The 17,827-nt window shown below is 65.4% G+C and carries 17 protein-coding genes; 13 read left to right on the top strand and 4 right to left on the bottom strand.

Going from position 1 to position 17,827, the window contains the following annotated elements:
- The first annotated feature begins 176 nt into the window (after positions 1–176).
- The 10 genes from NZL82_RS18045 to NZL82_RS18090 all read left to right on the top strand — a co-directional run bounded on the left by NZL82_RS18045 (position 177) and on the right by NZL82_RS18090 (position 9,091).
- Entirely contained in the window at positions 177–755 is a 579-nt protein-coding gene (locus NZL82_RS18045; protein ID WP_261271133.1) for a TerD family protein, read from the top strand.
- Positions 756–784: 29 nt separating this feature from the next.
- Complete coding sequence (locus NZL82_RS18050) at positions 785–1,963, top strand: TerD domain-containing protein (protein ID WP_261271134.1); 1,179 nt, start codon at positions 785–787, stop codon at positions 1,961–1,963.
- 37 nt (positions 1,964–2,000) lie between these two features.
- Positions 2,001–3,113, top strand: a complete 1,113-nt coding sequence (locus NZL82_RS18055; RefSeq protein WP_261271135.1) for a DUF475 domain-containing protein — start codon at positions 2,001–2,003, stop codon at positions 3,111–3,113.
- Between the two features lie 26 nt (positions 3,114–3,139).
- Positions 3,140–3,718 (top strand): TerD family protein, encoded by a 579-nt coding sequence (locus tag NZL82_RS18060; protein ID WP_261271136.1) that lies wholly within the window; start codon positions 3,140–3,142, stop codon positions 3,716–3,718.
- Between the two features lie 27 nt (positions 3,719–3,745).
- Positions 3,746–4,321 carry a TerD family protein gene (locus tag NZL82_RS18065; RefSeq protein ID WP_261271137.1) on the top strand — a complete coding sequence of 192 codons (576 nt, stop codon included), beginning with the start codon at positions 3,746–3,748 and terminating at the stop codon, positions 4,319–4,321.
- A 71-nt stretch (positions 4,322–4,392) separates the two neighbouring features.
- Positions 4,393–5,511 carry a phosphoribosyltransferase domain-containing protein gene (locus tag NZL82_RS18070; protein ID WP_261271138.1) on the top strand — a complete coding sequence of 373 codons (1,119 nt, stop codon included), beginning with the start codon at positions 4,393–4,395 and terminating at the stop codon, positions 5,509–5,511.
- Positions 5,502–6,260, top strand: coding sequence for a hypothetical protein (locus tag NZL82_RS18075; protein WP_261271139.1), 759 nt, complete (start codon positions 5,502–5,504; stop codon positions 6,258–6,260). Before NZL82_RS18070 ends, NZL82_RS18075 begins: the two co-directional genes overlap by 10 nt.
- On the top strand, positions 6,250–7,359 hold the full coding sequence (locus NZL82_RS18080; RefSeq protein WP_261271140.1) for a cysteine protease StiP family protein: 1,110 nt from the start codon (positions 6,250–6,252) through the stop codon (positions 7,357–7,359). Before NZL82_RS18075 ends, NZL82_RS18080 begins: the two co-directional genes overlap by 11 nt.
- A complete protein-coding gene (locus NZL82_RS18085; RefSeq protein ID WP_261271141.1) occupies positions 7,356–8,282 on the top strand; it encodes an HpcH/HpaI aldolase/citrate lyase family protein in 927 nt (308 codons plus the stop codon). Before NZL82_RS18080 ends, NZL82_RS18085 begins: the two co-directional genes overlap by 4 nt.
- 17 nt (positions 8,283–8,299) lie before the next feature.
- Positions 8,300–9,091, top strand: a complete 792-nt coding sequence (locus NZL82_RS18090; RefSeq protein WP_261271142.1) for an AIM24 family protein — start codon at positions 8,300–8,302, stop codon at positions 9,089–9,091.
- A gap of 6 nt (positions 9,092–9,097) precedes the next feature.
- On the opposite strand, the gene NZL82_RS18095 is transcribed toward NZL82_RS18090, so the two are convergent.
- Positions 9,098–9,427 (bottom strand): hypothetical protein, encoded by a 330-nt coding sequence (locus NZL82_RS18095; RefSeq protein WP_192808149.1) that lies wholly within the window; start codon positions 9,425–9,427, stop codon positions 9,098–9,100.
- A 194-nt stretch (positions 9,428–9,621) separates the two neighbouring features.
- Complete coding sequence (locus tag NZL82_RS18100) at positions 9,622–10,434, bottom strand: hypothetical protein (protein WP_261271143.1); 813 nt, start codon at positions 10,432–10,434, stop codon at positions 9,622–9,624.
- 320 nt (positions 10,435–10,754) lie between these two features.
- Between NZL82_RS18100 and NZL82_RS18105 the strand changes: the two genes are divergently transcribed.
- Both NZL82_RS18105 and NZL82_RS18110 read left to right on the top strand, forming a co-directional pair.
- On the top strand, positions 10,755–13,304 hold the full coding sequence (locus tag NZL82_RS18105) for a MobA/MobL family protein (protein WP_261271144.1): 2,550 nt from the start codon (positions 10,755–10,757) through the stop codon (positions 13,302–13,304).
- A 135-nt stretch (positions 13,305–13,439) separates the two neighbouring features.
- Entirely contained in the window at positions 13,440–14,075 is a 636-nt protein-coding gene (locus NZL82_RS18110) for a hypothetical protein (protein ID WP_261271145.1), read from the top strand.
- 55 nt (positions 14,076–14,130) lie between these two features.
- Here the strand turns inward: NZL82_RS18110 and NZL82_RS18115 are convergent, their stop codons facing one another.
- Together NZL82_RS18115 and NZL82_RS18120 are read right to left on the bottom strand one after the other, a co-directional pair.
- On the bottom strand, positions 14,131–14,796 hold the full coding sequence (locus tag NZL82_RS18115) for a hypothetical protein (RefSeq protein WP_261271146.1): 666 nt from the start codon (positions 14,794–14,796) through the stop codon (positions 14,131–14,133).
- Positions 14,797–15,870: 1,074 nt separating this feature from the next.
- The gene (locus tag NZL82_RS18120; protein WP_261271147.1) at positions 15,871–16,953 is read right to left on the bottom strand and encodes a S8 family serine peptidase; all 1,083 of its coding nucleotides are present in this window, start codon (positions 16,951–16,953) and stop codon (positions 15,871–15,873) included.
- Between the two features lie 522 nt (positions 16,954–17,475).
- Here NZL82_RS18120 and NZL82_RS18125 point away from each other — a divergent pair.
- Positions 17,476–17,781: a hypothetical protein gene (locus NZL82_RS18125; RefSeq protein WP_261271148.1), complete on the top strand. Its 306-nt coding sequence runs from the start codon at positions 17,476–17,478 to the stop codon at positions 17,779–17,781.
- Positions 17,782–17,827: the final 46 nt, after the last annotated feature.

The raw sequence follows: 17,827 nt of genomic DNA on the forward strand, positions 1-17,827 counted from the left end.
GTCGCCTTTGCTCGATGTCATCCCACCTTCACATGCCAAGCATAGAAAGATGAAGGGGCATTGGTCATCTTTTTTGCATTGAACAAAATGGATGAAAAAATTCGGGCGGTTGCGACCTTGACCTTGTGTCACTGTTCGCGCCACCATTGGTACATCTAACGGGGCGATGATCGTATATGGTTAGCTTGCAAAAGGGACAGACGGTTTCGCTCGCGAAGTCCGATGGTGGCAGCCTGACCAAGGTTGCGATGGGACTGGGCTGGGATGTCCGCAAGGGTAAGGGGCTGTTCGGAATGTTCAGCGGTGGTGGGGATATCGATCTCGATGCCTCATGCCTGCTGTTCGACGGCAACCGCCGCATGATCGACGAGGTCTGGTTCCGCCAATTGTCGAGCAAGGACGGCAGCATCGTCCATAGCGGCGACAACCGGACCGGTGCTGGCGATGGCGATGACGAGACGATCAATGTCGATCTGTCTCGCGTTCCATCCTCGGTTCAGACTTTGATCTTCACGGTCAACAGCTTTCAGGGCGACAGCTTCGAGCGGATCGCCAATGCCTATTGCCGGTTGGTCGACCTGACCACGGGACGCGAGATGGCGCGCTACGACCTGACGGGGGAGGGCAGCCATACCGGCCAGGTGATGGCCAAACTGACCCGCAACGGCCAGGGCTGGGACATGAAGGCGCTGGGCGAGAAGACGATAGGGCGCACGTTCCACGACATGAGTTCCGCGATCAACGCTGTTCTCTGAACCATCGTCCAGGCGGGGAATTGCGGGGCATGACCGAGCTTCAACAGGGCGGCAACACGCCTGTCACCGGCAGCCAGATGTCTGTCGGCTTTTCGTGGGCGATACCATCGGGGCGCGATGTCGAGGCGGATGCGTCTGCTTATCTGCTGACCGCAAGCGGTAAGGTTCGCGGCGATGCAGACATGGTTTTCTACAACCAGCCTGATGGTGCGGCTGGCGCGGTGCGCTTCGGGGATCGTACCGGACCGCGCGGTGGCTTCACCGTCGATCTGGCGCAGTTGCCCGTCGAGCTAGAGCGCATTGTTTTCTGTGTGACGATTCACGAGGCGCAGGCCAAGGGACAGACATTGGCGCTGCTCGCCGATGCCGAAATCTCCGTGACCCCGGCGGGCGGCGGCGACACGATACGCTATCGGCCGATGCTGGCTGGAGCGACCGAAGCGGCGATGGCGTTGGGTGAGCTCTATCGGCGGGGTGACCAGTGGAAGTTTCGCGCCGTGGGGCAGGGGTTCAATGGCGGTCTGGCGCCCTTGGCGCGCTCCTTTGGGATCGAGGTGGCCGAGGACGCCGCTCCGCCGCCTGCGCCTCCGCCACCCCCGCCGGCATCACCTGTCCGTCTGAGCAAAGTTACGCTCGACAAGCCTGGTCAGACGGTCAGCCTGGAGAAGAAGGGCAGCCATTTCGGCGAGATCGTCGTCAACCTGAACTGGTCGCGCGGGCGCAAAGCGTTTTTCGGTGGCAGCACTGCGATCGATCTGGATTTGGGGTGCCTGTTCGAACTGACCAACGGTCGCAAGGGCGTGGTGCAGGCGCTGGGACGGGCATTCGGTGGTTTCGATCAGGCCCCCTATATTGCCCTGTCTGGTGACGATCGCACCGGTGATATCTCTCAGGGGGAGACGATGCGCATCAATGGTGCCCATTGGTCGGACCTGCGTCGCATCATCGTCTTCGCCAATATCTATGACGGTGTCCCGAACTGGCAGCAGACCGACGGCGTGGTGACGGTCACCATGCCGGACCAGCCGCCGATCGAAGTCCGCATGACCGAGGGGCGCAATGACCGTCGTCTGTGCGGCATCGTTCTGATCGAGAATGACGGCGGGCGGCTGAAGGCGACGCGGATCGTCGAATATGTTCGCGACCAGCAGGTGCTCGACGAACGTTTTGACTGGGGCCTTCGCTGGGTCGCGGGCAGCAAGGACTAAGGCCGTCCCACCATGGTCGACGGCATACGGGGGAAGAATGTTTAAATATTTCAAAGGATCGTTCGTGTTCGCGGCGATCTGTCTCGCGATCGGGGCTTGGATCGGCTGGACGCTGACGCACGATCTTGCAGGTACGCTTGGCATCCTGTGGATCGTGTTGGTGCTCGGTGTCCTGGAAGTTTCGCTGTCGTTCGACAATGCGGTGGTCAATGCCACCGTGCTGCGCGACATGACGCCGGTCTGGCAACGTCGCTTTCTGACCTGGGGAATCATCATCGCGGTGTTCGGGATGCGCATCCTGTTCCCGCTGGTCATCGTCGCGATCGCGGCACGCCTGGGGCCGATCGACGCGGTGGTGCTCGCGGCGACCGACCCCGTCGCCTATGAACGGATCATCACCGGCGCGCATGTCGGCATCTCGGGCTTCGGTGGCGCGTTCCTGGCGATGGTCGGGCTGACCTTCTTCCTCGATGAGGAAAAGGATTCGCATTGGATTGGCCTGATCGAGCGGCCTTTTGCCGGTCTCTCGCGGATTTCGGGGCTGGCGATCGGCATCGTGCTGCTGGCGCTCTATGGCATCTCGCGCGCCATTCCTGCGGAGGAGGCGATGACCTTCCTGACCGCCGGGATTTTCGGCCTGCTTGCCTATATCGCGGTGCAGGCGGTCGGTGCGATCCTGGAAAAAGACGACGAGGAACCCACCTCGGGCAATGCGGCAGCGACGGTCGCGGTGGCCAAGTCCGGCCTGGCGGCGTTCCTATATCTCGAAGTGCTGGACGCCAGCTTCTCGTTCGACGGGGTGATCGGTGCGTTTGCGCTGTCGAACAACCTGTTCATCATCGCACTCGGGCTGGGTATCGGTGCCATGTTCGTCCGGTCGATGACGGTTATGCTGGTCGATAAGGGAACGCTGACCGAATATCGCTACCTGGAACACGGCGCATTCTACGCCATCATCGCGCTGGCCGCGATCATGCTGATCTCGGTCCGGGTTGAAGTGCCCGAAACCGTGACCGGCCTGATCGGCGCGGCGTTTATCGGCATGGCGTTGTTCGCATCGGTTCGCGCCAATCGGCGGGAAGGCGATGGCGATGTGGCGCTGGAGGATGCGGTGCCGGTCGCGCCGACCGGCGAACGCCTGTCCATCTGAACGATCAAGAGAGAGGAAGCACATCCATGTCAGTCAGTCTGGCCAAGGGCGGCAATGTCAGCCTGTCAAAGGAAGAACCCGGCCTCACCCACATCTTGATCGGTCTGGGCTGGGACACGCGGACCAAGGACGGCACCGATTTCGACCTGGACGCCAGCGCCTTCCTGCTGGGTGCAGGCGACAAGGTTCGCGGGGATTCCGATTTCATCTTCTACAACAACCTGCGCTCGTCCGACGGCTCGGTCGAGCATACCGGCGACAACCGCACCGGCGAGGGGGATGGTGATGACGAGGCGCTGAAGGTCGAACTGGGCAAGGTGCCCGCCGATGTCCAGAAAATCGCGGTCAGCGTCACCATTCATGAGGGCGAGGCACGGCGCCAGAGCTTCGGCATGGTGTCCAACGCATTCATCCGGGTCGTCAATGATGTCACCGGTCGCGAGATCGCGCGTTATGACCTGTCCGAGGATGCCTCGACCGAGACGGCGATGATCTTCGGTGAAGTCTATCGCCATAATGGCGAGTGGAAATTCCGCGCTGTCGGCCAGGGTTTCAAGGGCGGCCTGGCTCCCATGGCCCGCAATTATGGCGTCAATGTCGGCTGATCGCCGACCCTATCGAGGATAGCAAAAATGGCAGTTTCTCTCTCCAAGGGCGGCAATGTCAGCCTGAGCAAGGAAGCACCGGGCCTGCGCGGCGTGCGTGTCGGGCTGGGCTGGGACACGCGGGTGACCGATGGCAGCGCGTTCGATCTCGATGCCAGCGTCTTCCTGCTGAACGAAGGTGGCCGGGTGCGCTCGGACGCGGATTTCATCTTCTACAACAACAAGAACGGCGCGAACGGCGCAGTCGTCCACCAGGGTGACAACCTGACCGGCGAGGGCAGCGGCGACGACGAAGTCGTGGTCGTCGGCCTCGATCAGCTTCCCGCCGACATCCAGAAGCTCAGCTTCGCGGTGACGATCCACGAAGCCGAGGGGCGTCGCCAGAATTTCGGCATGGTGTCCAACGCCTATATCCGGGTGGTCAACGCGGACGGCGGCACGGAGATCGCGCGCTACGATCTGTCGGAAGACGCCTCGACCGAGACGGCGATGATCTTCGGCGACCTGTATCGCCACAATGGCGAGTGGAAGTTCAAGGCGATCGGCCAAGGCTTCGCCGGTGGTCTGGGGCCGCTTGCCCAGTCGCTCGGCGTCAATATCTGATGACGCGATCCCGCCGGGGAAACCGGCGGGATCGGCTAGTTGTGGCCGTTCATTCGGGACATTCTCACCTCATGTCGGCCGTGCCGGACCTCGCGCCTTCGCCCTATCGCATCGCTCTGCCGACCGGGCAGCTGACCATCCGCGTCGACCACAGCCGCTGGCCGCTGGAGGCGCTTTGTGACTTTGCTGCGCGGGAGAACCCCAAGCGCGGCTATCTGGTCGTGTCGCGCGTGCTGGGGCGGCATCTGCCCGCGCGGCCCAGCGTCATGCGGCGCAGCGTTCGCGACCTGGCTTCCGCTATCCCCGCCGATTTGCCCGGCCCGGTACTGGTCATCGGACTGGCCGAGACGGCGGTTTGCTTGGGCCAGACGCTGCACGAGGAATGGCAGCGTCTGACCGGGCGCGAGGATGCCGGCTTCATCCATTCCACGCGACAAACGGTCGACGCACCGCTGCTGTGTCGGTTCGAGGAACCGCACAGCCACGCCTCGGCACATCTGATCTATCGCCCGCAGTTCGATGCACTGGCCTGTCCCCGATCGCTGGTGATTGTCGATGACGAGATTTCGACCGGCACCACCCTTCGCAACCTTGCCGCCGCGCTGATCGCCGAATGGCCGCAGGTTGAAAGGGTCGTTGTGGCGACGCTGACCGACTGGACGGCGGGTACGGATCGTTGGAGCGCTATGCCCCGCCCGACCGAAGTGGTGTCGCTGCTTCGCGGGCGGTTGGACTGGACGCCTGCCACCGGCCACCAGGTCGATCCGGGCTTCGAGGCGCGGGCGGGATCGCTCGGCACCATGACGACGCATGTCAATTACGGACGGCTGGGGCGGTCGGACTCTCCCGACACGCTGCCGGTCGAGCCGCTACCCGATGGCACCGAGCCGTTGCGGATCATCGGCACCGGCGAGTTCACCTATCTGCCCTTCCGCCTCGCCGAACGCCTGGAGGCGGAGGGACGCGACGTGGTGGTGCAGGCGACCAGCCGCAGCCCGGCGCGGATCGGCGGCGCAATGGCGACCAAGCTGTGCTTCGGCGACAATTACGACACCGGGGTCGCCAACTATCTCTACAATGCCGATTGCGCCGATGGGCGCACAAATTGGATCTGTCACGAAACGCCGATAGCCAGTGTCGATCCGGCGCTGGTCTCTGCGCTCGATGCTTCGGTACTGGGATGGCGATGACGATAGGGGCGATCGCGTTCGTCGATCTGGATGATACGCTGTTTCAGACGATTGGGAAATGTCCCAACGATGTGCCGGTGGATCGGTTGACGCCGCTGGGCTTCACTAGGGAGGGCGACCCGCTCAGCTATGCGACGCCCCGCCAAATGTCTTTCCTGAACTGGCTGGCTCAGACGACGCGTCTGATCCCGGTCACGGCGCGTAGCCTGGATGCGCTGCGTCGGGTTCATATCCCCTTCGCCGCCGCGATCTGCGCGCATGGCGGGGTGATCCTCGACGATCATGGGCAGGTGGACGAGGAATGGGCCGCCCACATCGCCGCCAGCGCCGCTGCGCATGCCGCCGAGCTGACCGGCTATGCCGACGCCATTGCGGCCGAGGCTGAGCATAGCGGGCAGGCGATCCGCGTTCGCGTCCTGACCGAAGATGATGTGCCGCTCTACGTGCTGGTCAAACATGCGACTGCGGACAGCACTGCGCTGAACCAGGTGGTAGACGCCGCCGTACCGGGCCTGCCCGTCGGCTGGATCGATCACCGCAACGGCAACAATATCGCGCTGATGCCGCCCTATCTGGGCAAGCTGCACGCGGTCGAGCGGCTGCTGCTCCGGTTGCGTGCCGAGCATGGCGACCTGCCGGTTCTGGGCATCGGCGACAGCCTGACCGATGCTCCGTTCATGGCGGCCTGCGACTTCGCGATGATGCCGGTGGGATCGCAACTGGGCAAGCAGGTGCTGCGTGACGGCTGATCCCGTCACCGTCCCGGTAGGAGTGCCATTCTCGGGCAGCTATGCGCCCGAGGATGTGACGTTCCTGCTCAAGCCGGTCGCGCTCGACGCGACGGACATTGTGGAGAAAGAGGCGCTGATCCAGTCGGGTCGCCGCCATTACTCCGAGATGATCGCGCCCGAAGCCGTGCCCGGCGATGCCTATCTCTCGCTGTATGACGCGGCTTTGGCGCGTAATGGGGCGCGGCTGGCGCAGGATATCGCAAGCCTTGCCGCGCATCTGGCGGCGCGGCGTCCCGGACGGCCTGTGGTGATCGCCAGCCTCGCCCGTGCGGGCACGCCAATCGGAGTGTTGCTGACGCGGGTGCTGCGGGCCGCCGGGCATGGAACGGACCACTATGCCGTCAGCATTATTCGCGATCGCGGCATCGACCGGAACGCGTTGCGCCATATCGCCGATCGCCACGATCCGGCCGATGTCGTCTTCGTCGACGGCTGGACGGGGAAGGGGGCCATCGCGCAGGAAATGCGTACCAGGCTTGCCGACCAGCCCTTCGGCTTCGCGCCGGTGCTGGCGGTCGTCGCCGATCCCGCCGGACAGGCGGACATCGCCGCGACCGATGATGACTATCTGATCGCCTCGGGCCTGCTCAACGGGATCGTCTCGGGGCTGGTCAGCCGGTCGATCCTGCGGGACGATCTGGTTGGCCCGGACGATTTCCATGCCTGCGTCTCCTATCCGCAGTTCGCCGCGGCCGATCGTTCGCAAGCGTTTGTCGATGCGCTGACGCCGTTGGCGCTACGGGCGCATGCCAGGGCTATAGACGGACATGCGGCACGGCGACCGGCGCTGCGTCAGGCATGCGAGGCGATGGTCACGCGTCTGCTCGCATCGGCGCAGACCATTGACCGCAACCGGATCAAGCCGGGCATCGCCGAGGCGACCCGTGCCTTGCTGCGTCGTATGCCCGAGCGGTTGCTGGTCCGCGATCGCGACGATCCCGATGTCGCACATCTGCTTCATCTGGCCGAACGCGGCGGCGTTCCCGTCTCGGGCCTTGGGGACGACAGCCGTTACCGCGCGGTCGCGATCATCCGCAGCCTGGGGAACGACTCATGATGTCGGCGATGATGCTGGGCGCGACGCTCTACATGCCATGCACCCGGCCCGATCTGTTCGAGCGGTTGTTCGGTCCTGCTGCCGTGCCAGGGCTGCGCTCGGCGGTGCTGTGCCTGGAAGATGCGGTCCTCGCTTCCGACATTCCTCTAGCGATGGTGCATCTGACGGCGCTGCTGCGTCGGCTGGCGCAGCGGGACGCCGCATCAGGCGATCCGATGATCTTCGTCCGGCCGCGCGATGGGGCAATGCTGGATCATATCCTCCGCCTGCCCGGCATCGAGCGGGTCCAGGGCTTCGTCCTGCCCAAAGCCCATGCCGACAACATGCCGGCCTATCTCTCGCTACCCTATGCGCCGGGGCATCGGTTGATGCCGACGCTGGAGACGCGGGAGGCACTCGACCCCTATGAGCTGCGTCGGCTGCGCGATCAGTTGCTGGCGGTGCAGGATCGCATCCTTGCGCTGCGTATCGGTGGCAATGATTTGCTGCAGACCATCGGGTTGCGCCGCGTGGCGGGGCGAACCGCCTATGACGGGCCGCTGGGCGCGGTGATCGGAATGCTGGTCAGCAGCTTTGCGCCATGGGGCTTTGCCCTCAGCGCGCCGGTGTTCGAGCGGTTCGGCGACACCGCGCTGCTCCGCGACGAAGTGCAGCGCGATGTCGAGCATGGCCTATTCACCAAATCGGCGATCCATCCCGATCAGGTTCCGGTCATCCAGGCGGCGCTCGCGGTGCCGTCGCATCAATGGAGGGAGGCGCAGGCGATCCTGGCGCCGGATAGTGCGGCGGTATTTGCCCATCATGGGGTCATGTGCGAACCATCGACCCATCGCGGCTGGGCCGAGCGGATCCTCGCCCGCGCCGATGCCTTCGGCGTGGCGGATCCCATGGCACACCCGGCGTCGATACCGCTGCGCGCATGAGCATAGGGGAGAGTAGCATGAGCGATTATCGGACCAAGATCGACGAGCAGGTCGGCAACGGTGTCCGCTTCGAACTGTATCAATTCGTGCGCAAGAGCCACGCGCTCGGCACGCCGGTGCACGTCCCCAATGCCTCGCCCAACGGAACCGCCGCCACTATCCACCTTCATCCTCCACATCCTGCCACCGCGCGCCAGCTGCGGATCGTGCTCGATGGTGGTGCGGCGCTGCTGGAGCCCGGGGCCCTACAATATGCCAAGGGCCGGTTGCAGATCGACATTCAGAAGAATGCCGGTGCCGGTGGCTTCTTTGCCCGTGCCATCACCTCCGCTGGGACCGGCGAGAGCGCCTTCGCGACCCGCTATGCCGGGCAGGGCGAGGTCTGGACCGAGGCGACGCCCAAGCATTTCATCCTGGCGCAGATGGACGGGCCGCAGGATGCGCTGATCCTCGACGACGGCGCCTTCTACGCCTGCGACGGCAATATCGCGGTGTCGACCCATATCCATCGCTCGGTGCAGGGCGTGCTGTCGGGCAACGGCCTGATGCAGCCCAAGCTGACCGGGGCGGGGGCCTTTGTCGTGGAGTCGCCGGTGCCGGTCGACGAGATCGAGGTGGTCGAGCTGGACGGGCGTGAGGAACTGATCGTCGATGGCGACCTGATGCTGATGTATTCGGCCGGCTTGCAGGTCGAATTGCGCCCGTTGGTCCGGGGGCTGCGCAATGCGATGCGGAGTGGCGAGGGGCTGGTGTTCGTGTTTTCCGGGCGTGGTACGGTTTGGCTCACTCCGACGATGCGGCTCGGCTGAGGGACGTCAGGCGGGGCCGTTGTCGCCATAGCGCTGCTCGATGAAGCGCAGATTGTCGGCGAAGCTGTCGATATCGTCCTGCGCCATCGATCGGGACAGCGTCTCCGCGCGGGTGACCATGCGATCGAGCGCCTCGTTGAGATTATAGCTCGCCGAACGACCCGTCGTGCGGAAAATCTCGGCGCGGTGGGCAGGGGGGATTTCGGCATAGCTGGCGATCAGTCGCGGCAGATGCGTGTCGCGCATCTGGCGAACTTCGGCCAATGCCGAGACCATCAGGCTGTTGTCCCGGGCACGCGCCTCAATATCCGCAATGAGCGAGACGAGCTGGGCCACGCGCGGGCGCGACGCATCGGGGAGGCGTTCGTCGTCGGGGCTGATGGCAGGGGTGCTTGGAACGGGCGCAGGGGGCTGGGTGGCCGACACGTCATCGGGGGCTGAGAGCCAGTTGGCGATTCGATCAAGAAAGCCCGATACCATGTCTTGCGCTTGTCGCCTCCGTCCGGACGCGAGACTACCGCATGCAGCGGCTACAAATCCAGCGGGCTGGTGGAATTGTCACGCGATGCCAGTGTTTCCATCGCCTGGTGTGCCTCGGCCAGGGCAGCACGAAGCTTGTCTCGGGCGCGTTCGGCGGCGAGGCCTGGGTCGATACGCGTCTGATCGCTCATCACCTGCCGGGCCGCCATGGCGACTTGCAGCGCCAACAGCGTTGCGGTGCGCGCCTGGATGATCGCCTTGTCGAGGACGGTCTGATTGGCGATCAGCAGGTCCAACGTCATCACGGCCTGCTGGTGAATGGCCTGCTGCGTGAGCAGGGCCTGTTCGCGTTCCAGCAGGATGGCAGATCCGCGATCCTGCATGGCGGCGGTGCGTTCGGGCTGTTCGACCCGCAACTCCCGCGCCGCTGACTCGATCATGGGCCGCAATAGCTCGATCGTGGTCAAAGCCTGCTCCAATCCGCCAGCAGCCCTGGCCAGGCGATCGCGGGCCGATGTGATGAGGATCGTCTGCCGAGTGGATTCATCCCGTTCGGCATCCAGGCGCATCACCAGCGTGTCGATATCTGTGGGCGATAGGCCGGGGGCAGTCTGCTGACGGCCTCGCAGCCACGGAAAGCGAGGCGGCGGCGGGGGCGCATCCCATGCCGCGATCGACCGCTCGATATCCGCTATGACGGTCTGCGCGGATCGGCCCTCGGCCAGTGCAGGCAGGTGAGCCGTCGCATCGGAGGATGCTCGCATGGCTTCCTCGCCAATCCGGTCGAGTATAACGTCACTGGCATCGCGGACCCACCGTCGGACGATTTCTCTCGCAGCTGTCTTCAATTCGGTTCCTGCCACGACCGGGCTTCGAGAATTGCTGGGCTCACCGTCTACCATGTGTGTCTGCTCATTCTGCCGCGGTGGAACCGACCACAGAATACGGAATATGCATCGGCGCTGTAAAGCTGGGTGACCTGAGGGGCGGGAAAAGGTCCCATCGTGACTGAGGATGAGGAAATTCAGGCGCAATAATGCAAATCGGCGGCCGGGCCGCCAATTTGCCGGTGCGCGCGCTCGATCAGGAGCGATCGAGCGCGGCGTCCTCCAGCCGCTGGCGGCTTCCGGAAGGCGGGAGGGGGTACTTGTCGGCGCCGGGCTGATGCCGGACACTATGAGGCATGACCGGTCCTGGCTTGCCCGACGAACAGCCCGTCTTCGCGCATCATGTGCGTGCGCTCCTGGCGCGTCAGGCGCAAGCCGACCGGGATCTGGTAGGGGCGTCGTACCGTCGTGGACGCAATCGCCAGCCCGAGCTGGAGCGAGGACATTCGCCAGCCCGTCGCAAGGCGGATGCGCTCGCCTCAGCGGTCGGCATCGACTTCCACCGACCCAGCCCGATCCGGCGGGGTAGCCGCCAAACCGGTGGCGGCCGGGTGCCGCACTTCGACATGAAGCCGATGGGTAAGACTCACGTGCCGACAAGCGGAGACGGAAAGGTTCACCACCGCTTCAAGACCAAGGCCAAAGAGGGCGAGCATTTCGACTATCTGCGCGACGGCGCGAAGGTCACGATCATCAGCCATCTCGACAATATCCGGCGCGATCAGGCGGTGGCGGATCTGGCCGAGAACCTCGTCATCGACATGATCGACGAGCAGGTGATCCGGGCTGGGATGAACGCCCGGGCCATCGTCTCGAACATTGGCGGCAGCCCTGAGCGCCAGCGGTCGTTGTTCGTTGCGGCCGAGCAGAGCGAAAGCCAGCCCAGGGTCCATCAGCTCACCGCCTCGACCGCCGAGGTCGGACGATATGATCGGGTGGCGGGATTCGCGACAAGTCCGGACTGGCTGCGCGACATGAGCCGCAGACTGAAGGCAGCGCGACGGGAAGCCGAAGCCAAGGCGGCGGCTAAGGGACGCCTCTTCAAGGACCGGCAGGTCATCGTCGCGGATGTCACGCCCGAGGAGGCGTTCGACCGGCTGACCTGGTTCGATAAGCATCCCACTTTCCCCGCGCCGCGATGGCAGCAGGGACGGACGGGGCGCAGCCACCATCGCTTCGTGCAGGAGCTGCCCGCCGACGCCAGGCCAGACCAGCATGGCCAGATCCTCCGCAACATCGTCGCCATGCTCGCGGCGGATGGCTGGATGGCGGTGGGGGTGATCCACCAGCCCGATCAGCACGGCGACAAGCGCAACTTCCACATCCATGTCGACGCCTATGACCGCCCGGCGAAGTGGCTGGACGAGGAGGGCAAGTGGGATTTCGAGGTGGTCAAGCGCAAGAACGGCAAGAACACCCGGCCCTATCGCCAGAACAAGGTCAGCTACCGCGCGGAGCCCGACGTCAATGGAAAGCGCGCCAAGGTCGATACCGCCGAGCTCATGCGCGGGCGCTTCATCGACATCGTCAACGCGGTGATGGGCGAGGAGCACTATCTCCACGGCACCTATAAGGAAAACGGCATCGCCCTGACCCCGCTCGAGCATATGGGCAATCGCGCGACCGGTCACGAGCGGCGTGGGGTCGCGACGGAGGTCGGCACCCGCAACGCGCGGCGGATCGTGCACGATGAGCTTTCCGCTTGCGATAGGAAGGCGGCCGCTGCGACGGACGTGCTGGCAAGGGACATGGCGCTGATCCTGCCGTCGATCGGTGATCAGCCCGACGCAGTTGCCGCTGCCCGGCGGTATGAGCGATTGTCCCGCCGGCTGATCCAGCGCCGCCATGACATGGACGTCGCCGATGTCGTGGTCGCGGCATCGCGATCGCGGGCGGAGGCGGTGATCGCGGCGCTGGAGCCGGAGCCCGGCCGCCGGACCAAGCCGCGCGCGGGTGACGGTGCGCTGTTGGAGGCGGCGCGCGCGCATCTCGACTGGGCGGAGCAGCATTCGCCCTCCGACGACGAGCGTGCGGCGGAACGGCAGCGGCTCGCCCGGATCGAAGCGCAGGCCGGTGCCGCATGGGACGAGGTCGCGGCGGCGATTGCGACAAAGGGCCAACGCACTCCTGCGGTCACCTATGTTTCCACACGGACGGCGCCCGCCGCGACGATGCACCATCCGGATTATCAGGAGCAGGTGCGTGGACGCCTTCGCCAATGGCTGACGCGGCATGGACGAGATGAGGGGCGGCTGATCTTTGAAGGCGACGCGGTGCGCCTCGCGTCCGATGTGCCGAAATCGATCGACCGGCTGATGCGGCTATTCGTTGGCGAGGAGGAATTCCAGAATTGGCTGGTCGGCGAACGGGAGCGGCGGGCCGATCAAGCCGCGGCTGATGCCAAGCGGCAGCGCGACAAGCAGGCAGCGCTGCAACGCGCCGAGGCGGGCCGTCGCGGGCAACAGGCCGCGAAGGCGGAAGCGGGCGAGGTTGTCAGAACGATACCGCCGCCGAAGGATCGTGCGCGGCCAGCACCTGTCGTTGCCGACATGCCCTCCGCCGAGCCTCTAGGCAGGCCACCCGTGCCGGAAAGGAAATTGCCGCCCGAACCTGTTTCCCCCGCTTCTGTCGATTGCCCCGCTGCCCAGCCCGTTGATCGACGACCGTCTGATCCACCCGTTGTGACCAGGGTTGATCCGCAGCGAGAGGAGGAACGCAAGTGGCAGGTGCCGCCCAGGCCTGTCCCGCGGGAAAGGCCGAACGGCCCACCGCCGGGTATCCGGAGCAAGGGGCCGGACGACGTAGCGGCGCCCCAGCGCCCAATGGATCGCGGCTCAGAAAGATAATGACGGATTTCGGGCCGCCCCGATCGATGCGATCGGCCAGAAGGAAGGAGGGAGATAGCCTGGCGGCTGCACCATGATGGTGAAATGGACCTGAAGGCGACGCGAGCAGCCCCGCGCCGCCGGACTGGGAATGATATGAAGACCAAGACGAACGTGGTGCCGGGTTGGCTGAGCCCGAGCGCCGTGATGGACACGCTTTTCGATGTGCGCGAGCCCGGGTGCGAAGAACTGGGCTATGCTCTGCTCCGCCCCCGCGCCAAGCAGAAGGCGAACAGCGCGGCGACGCTGATCCGTGCGAAGATGGCACCGGTCGAGCCGACCAGCGCCTCGCGCGCGACCGCCTGCGGCATCCCGGTGACCGCCCGCCAGCATCGGCACGTGCTTGCCCGGGGTGTCGGAGACATGGCGTTGGCGCCGCTGCTCGACGAATATGATCGCGCCGTCCGCCCGCACCAGCGGCTGCTCGCCGGCGTGCTGACGATGCGCGGTGCCGTGACTCTGCCCATCCACGATCTGTTCGATATGGCGACCAGCTATGCCGCGATCCATCTTGCCTGCGGGCGGTCCCTGACCAGTGTGGTCGTGGCGCATGCGCCGGGCGATGAACTCAGCCGCGCGCTGCCGCACGTTCATATCTGCATGCTCGCGCGCCAGCACACGCCGAGCGGCTGGGCCGCCGAACATCCCGACCTCGCCGACACGACGCACCGCATGTGGGCGGAGGAATGGAGCGCGTTCCGCAGCGGATGGGAGCAGCTGGCCGCCGCCTGATCCTCTGGACGGGGCGGCAATGCCGCCCCGTCTGCAGCCAGATCGGCTTATTGCATCAGAACGACGATTTCGCGGCCGTACCTCCACCGACCGCACGGCTGACCGCATTCTGCCATGCCCGCTCCGCCGCCACGCCTTGCGAGAGGGAGACGTTCAGCTTGCCATAGACGTCGAGCTTGGCCGCAAGTCCCTGGTGCAGATTGCCCCAGATCTGGCGGCACGGGTCACCGCCCGTGCACCAGCTTGCCTCGTAGATGGAGGCGGCAACCTGCGAGGTGCCGGGTTTGCCGTAGCGCTTGACCATCTCGGCGGCGATCTGCTCGGGCGCCCGTCCGGCGGCAGGCGCGACATATTTGACGATTTTGACCGCGTCACCCGTCGGCATCGGTTGGAACTCGACGATCAGGCTCTCGTCGCTCTTTGTCGCGTTCAGCACCGCCACACCCTGTTTCGGCTCCTCGATCGGGAAGACGCCCCGCTGCCGCTTGGCCTCATGGTCGACGGTCGCGGCCCAATCCTCGCCCGCCGACGTCTCGACCTTCCATCCGGTACGGGCAAGCGTCGCCTGCACCTCGGGCGCGGTCATGCCGATGCGGATGCCGGCGATCGTCAGTGGCACGGCGACCGTCCTGGTCTGCGCGGCGGCCTCCTGCTCGGCAACCGAGGCCGATCCGCAGGCGGTGAGCAACGCCAGCGCGGCGGTGGTAGTGATTTTCGTCATCATGTCATGTCCTTGTATTCCGGACGCGCGGGTTCGTTCGCCGAAATGCGTCCCGGCGTGGCAGGTTCGCCGTGGTGTGTGGTGCTACGGGTGGGGTGGGCTTACCGGTGGCGAACGGGCCCGGACGGCCAACCTCATCGCAGAACCAGCGCGATGAAGCCTGCGGTGTCCTGCGCGCCGGCGACGTGGCCGGCATCGAAGGCGTGGGCGACGCCGAGCCGCAGCGAGGAGGTGGGCGACAGAGCGGCCGACCAGCCGAGTTCGAGGTCCATCTCGCGTGCGGTCGGTGTCAGGTCGACGCTAGTCAGGCGGGTGGCGAGCACGCCGGTCATCAGGTCATAGGCGACGGGCACCTCGACCACTGCGCGGGCGCGCTCGAGCCGGAGCGGCGAGGACAGCCCGAGCGTCATCGTACCGCCGCCAAGACGATGCGCCGCGTCGAGCGCGAAGGCGGTGCTGGTCATCGGGCCGGTGAAGCGCAACAGGTCCGATCCGCCATCGACCCGGGTGGTGGCGGCCGTGGCCCGTGCCGACAGCAGCACGCCAGCAACGGTTCGGCTGGCGGTCAGCGTGGCCAGCGTCGTCCGGCTGCCGGAGAGGGCAAAGCCAGCGGGGCCGCGCAAGCCCAGCACCTGACCGCGTTCAGTCAGGTCGGACAGCTCGACACCTAGCCCCATCGGCGTCGCGAAGGTGACGCTGCGCAAGGTGCCCCGACCGTCGCGCGACGTGCCGGAGGCAAAGCCCGCCGACCAGCCGTCGCCGCTCCACGACGATAACATGCCAACCGGTGCAGCGACGACACCGCGCAGGGCAGAACCGGCGATGCCCGCACCTTGCCCGCTCACGACATTGGCGCTGAAGCTGACGGTCTGTCCCGCAGCGGGCGAGAAGGCGAAGGTGGCCGGGCGGCCGGAACGCGCCGCGGCCCATGGACCGGTGGCAGCGGAGGTGAAACCGAACTTTGCGTCGTTGGCCGTGGTGGCCAGCCAAGGCGGATCGATCGTCCCCAGCATCGCAGCCGCCAGCAACCCCGAACCCCGGCTCCGTGGCCCGGTGGTGCCAGTCATGGCGAAGTCACGGCCATAGCGGCCGAACACCGTCATGCGGGTGACCGCATCCGACAACTGGCCGCCAATACCGAACGGACCCGACAGGCTGAGCGAGGAATAGCGCGCCAGCACCATGTCGGCCGCTGCAAAGGCGCTGACCGGTGCCTGCGCCTTCATCGCCGCCTCGATGTTGAGCAAACCAGCACCGAAGATCTGGTCGGCACCCTTGTCGCCGAGGTCGGTCGCCGTATCGAGCAGGATGCGCGAGGATCGCCTTGCCGCTGAGCTGCGGCCAATATTGCTTGAGGAGTGCAGCGGCCCCGGCGATGGCCGGCGCGGCGAAGCTGTTACCGGTGACGGTGGTCAGTTGCCCGTCCTTGCCGATGACGCTGACGTCCGTCGCAACCACTGCCAGCGTGCGGTCGGCAAGATCGCCAGGCAGGCCGTTGCCACTCGGCGGGCGGAGCGAGCTGTCGACACGAATGCCGAACAGGAAATTGTCCTTGTTCTCCAGATTGCTGCCGACAAAATTGCGGGTGTTTGTGCCGGCGTTGGCACTCTTGTCGTCGACGAAATTGGAGACGGATTGCACCAAAAGCCGGTCTGCTTTGACGACGCCGTCCATCGCCGCACGTTGCTCTGCTGCGGCCTGTCCGCCCGCTTCGCCGTTCAAGCTCAGCGAGATGACGAAGGCGCCTTTCTCCACCGCATAGGTGATGGCCGGGGCGATGTTCATCGGATTAGCGCCATCGGCCTCCTTGATCACGGAGGTGGCGGTGACGTTCTCGAGATCGGGCGCCGCGATCTTGAGCGCGAGCAGCGTTGCGTCGTAGGCGACGCCGTGCATGCCGTTCCCGTTCCTCGCTGCCAGCGCGACCGAGGCGACTTCGGTGCCATGGCCCTGCACATCGGCGAGCGCGAAGGTCACCGTCTCCGGCGCACAGGTGGCGCAACGTGCGATCTTGTTCTCGAACGCCTTGCTGTCGGGCGAGATACGGCCGGCGAACTCGGCGCTGCTGGTGGCAATGCCGGTATCGATGACCGCGATGGTCACACCCTTGCCGGTGATGCCCTTGTCATAGGCATAGGCGGCCTTCGCGCCGACCACCGCACCGGACGCCTTGTACTCGGCGCTATCCGCAGCACTGGGCGGCGGGGTCGGTGTGGGGGATGGCGTCGGTGTTGGGCTGGGCGTCGGCATGGGTGCAGGCGTCGGGATCGACCCTGACGAAGCGACGCCACCGCCTCCACCGCCACAGGCGGCGAGCAGGATTGCCGCCGAAATCACCGATGCCGACCCGAAAGCCGGAAGTTGGAAACTCGCTATTAGACGAGCGCGCACGCCTTTAGGCCCCCGAAGGAGCCCTGGACATCCGCGAGCGCCTCCCGGCCGAAACTGGTTCGGCCCGGGTACACGGCTACTAATAGCGAGGTTTCCACGCCTCGGTCCGCCTGCTGGCGAACGAGGCTGGTGTAAGCGGAACCCGTTAACGAACCAAGTCCCGCCGTGCACGAACGACGTCCGGGTCGCTGCAACATGCGGCAAGCTGGGCCGCTTCTGACTGAACAATATGACGTATTTCGAGATGTTTACCCTCTCCAGCAGCGACAATCTGCTGGAGGAAAGAAAATGAAGCGCCGCCTTCCGTTGTTGTTCCGCGTGAGCGCCATCCTGCTGCTGACCGCCCTGATCGCCGGGCAATGGTGGCAACGTCAGCCCGCCGGCAGCATCGCCGGCTGGGTGCCGGCCATGGCCGAAGTCTATTGCCCGGCTGCCGCGATCCATCGCTCCGGCACCATCGCATACAGCGCCCGCACGCTCGACGACTGGGGCTATGCCGTGATCGGCAACGCCGTCTTTCGCGATGGCCGCGACCGCTGCCGCGTGAGGAGGGGAAGATCGGCCGGGGCCGAGCGAAGCCCTGACGAGCAATGAAAATTGAAGGGGCCTGATCCGGACCAGCCGGTCCGGGGATCATGCT

It is taken from the genome of Sphingomonas sp. LC-1, assembly GCF_025371035.1.
Classification (GTDB): domain Bacteria; phylum Pseudomonadota; class Alphaproteobacteria; order Sphingomonadales; family Sphingomonadaceae; genus Sphingomonas; species Sphingomonas sanguinis_E.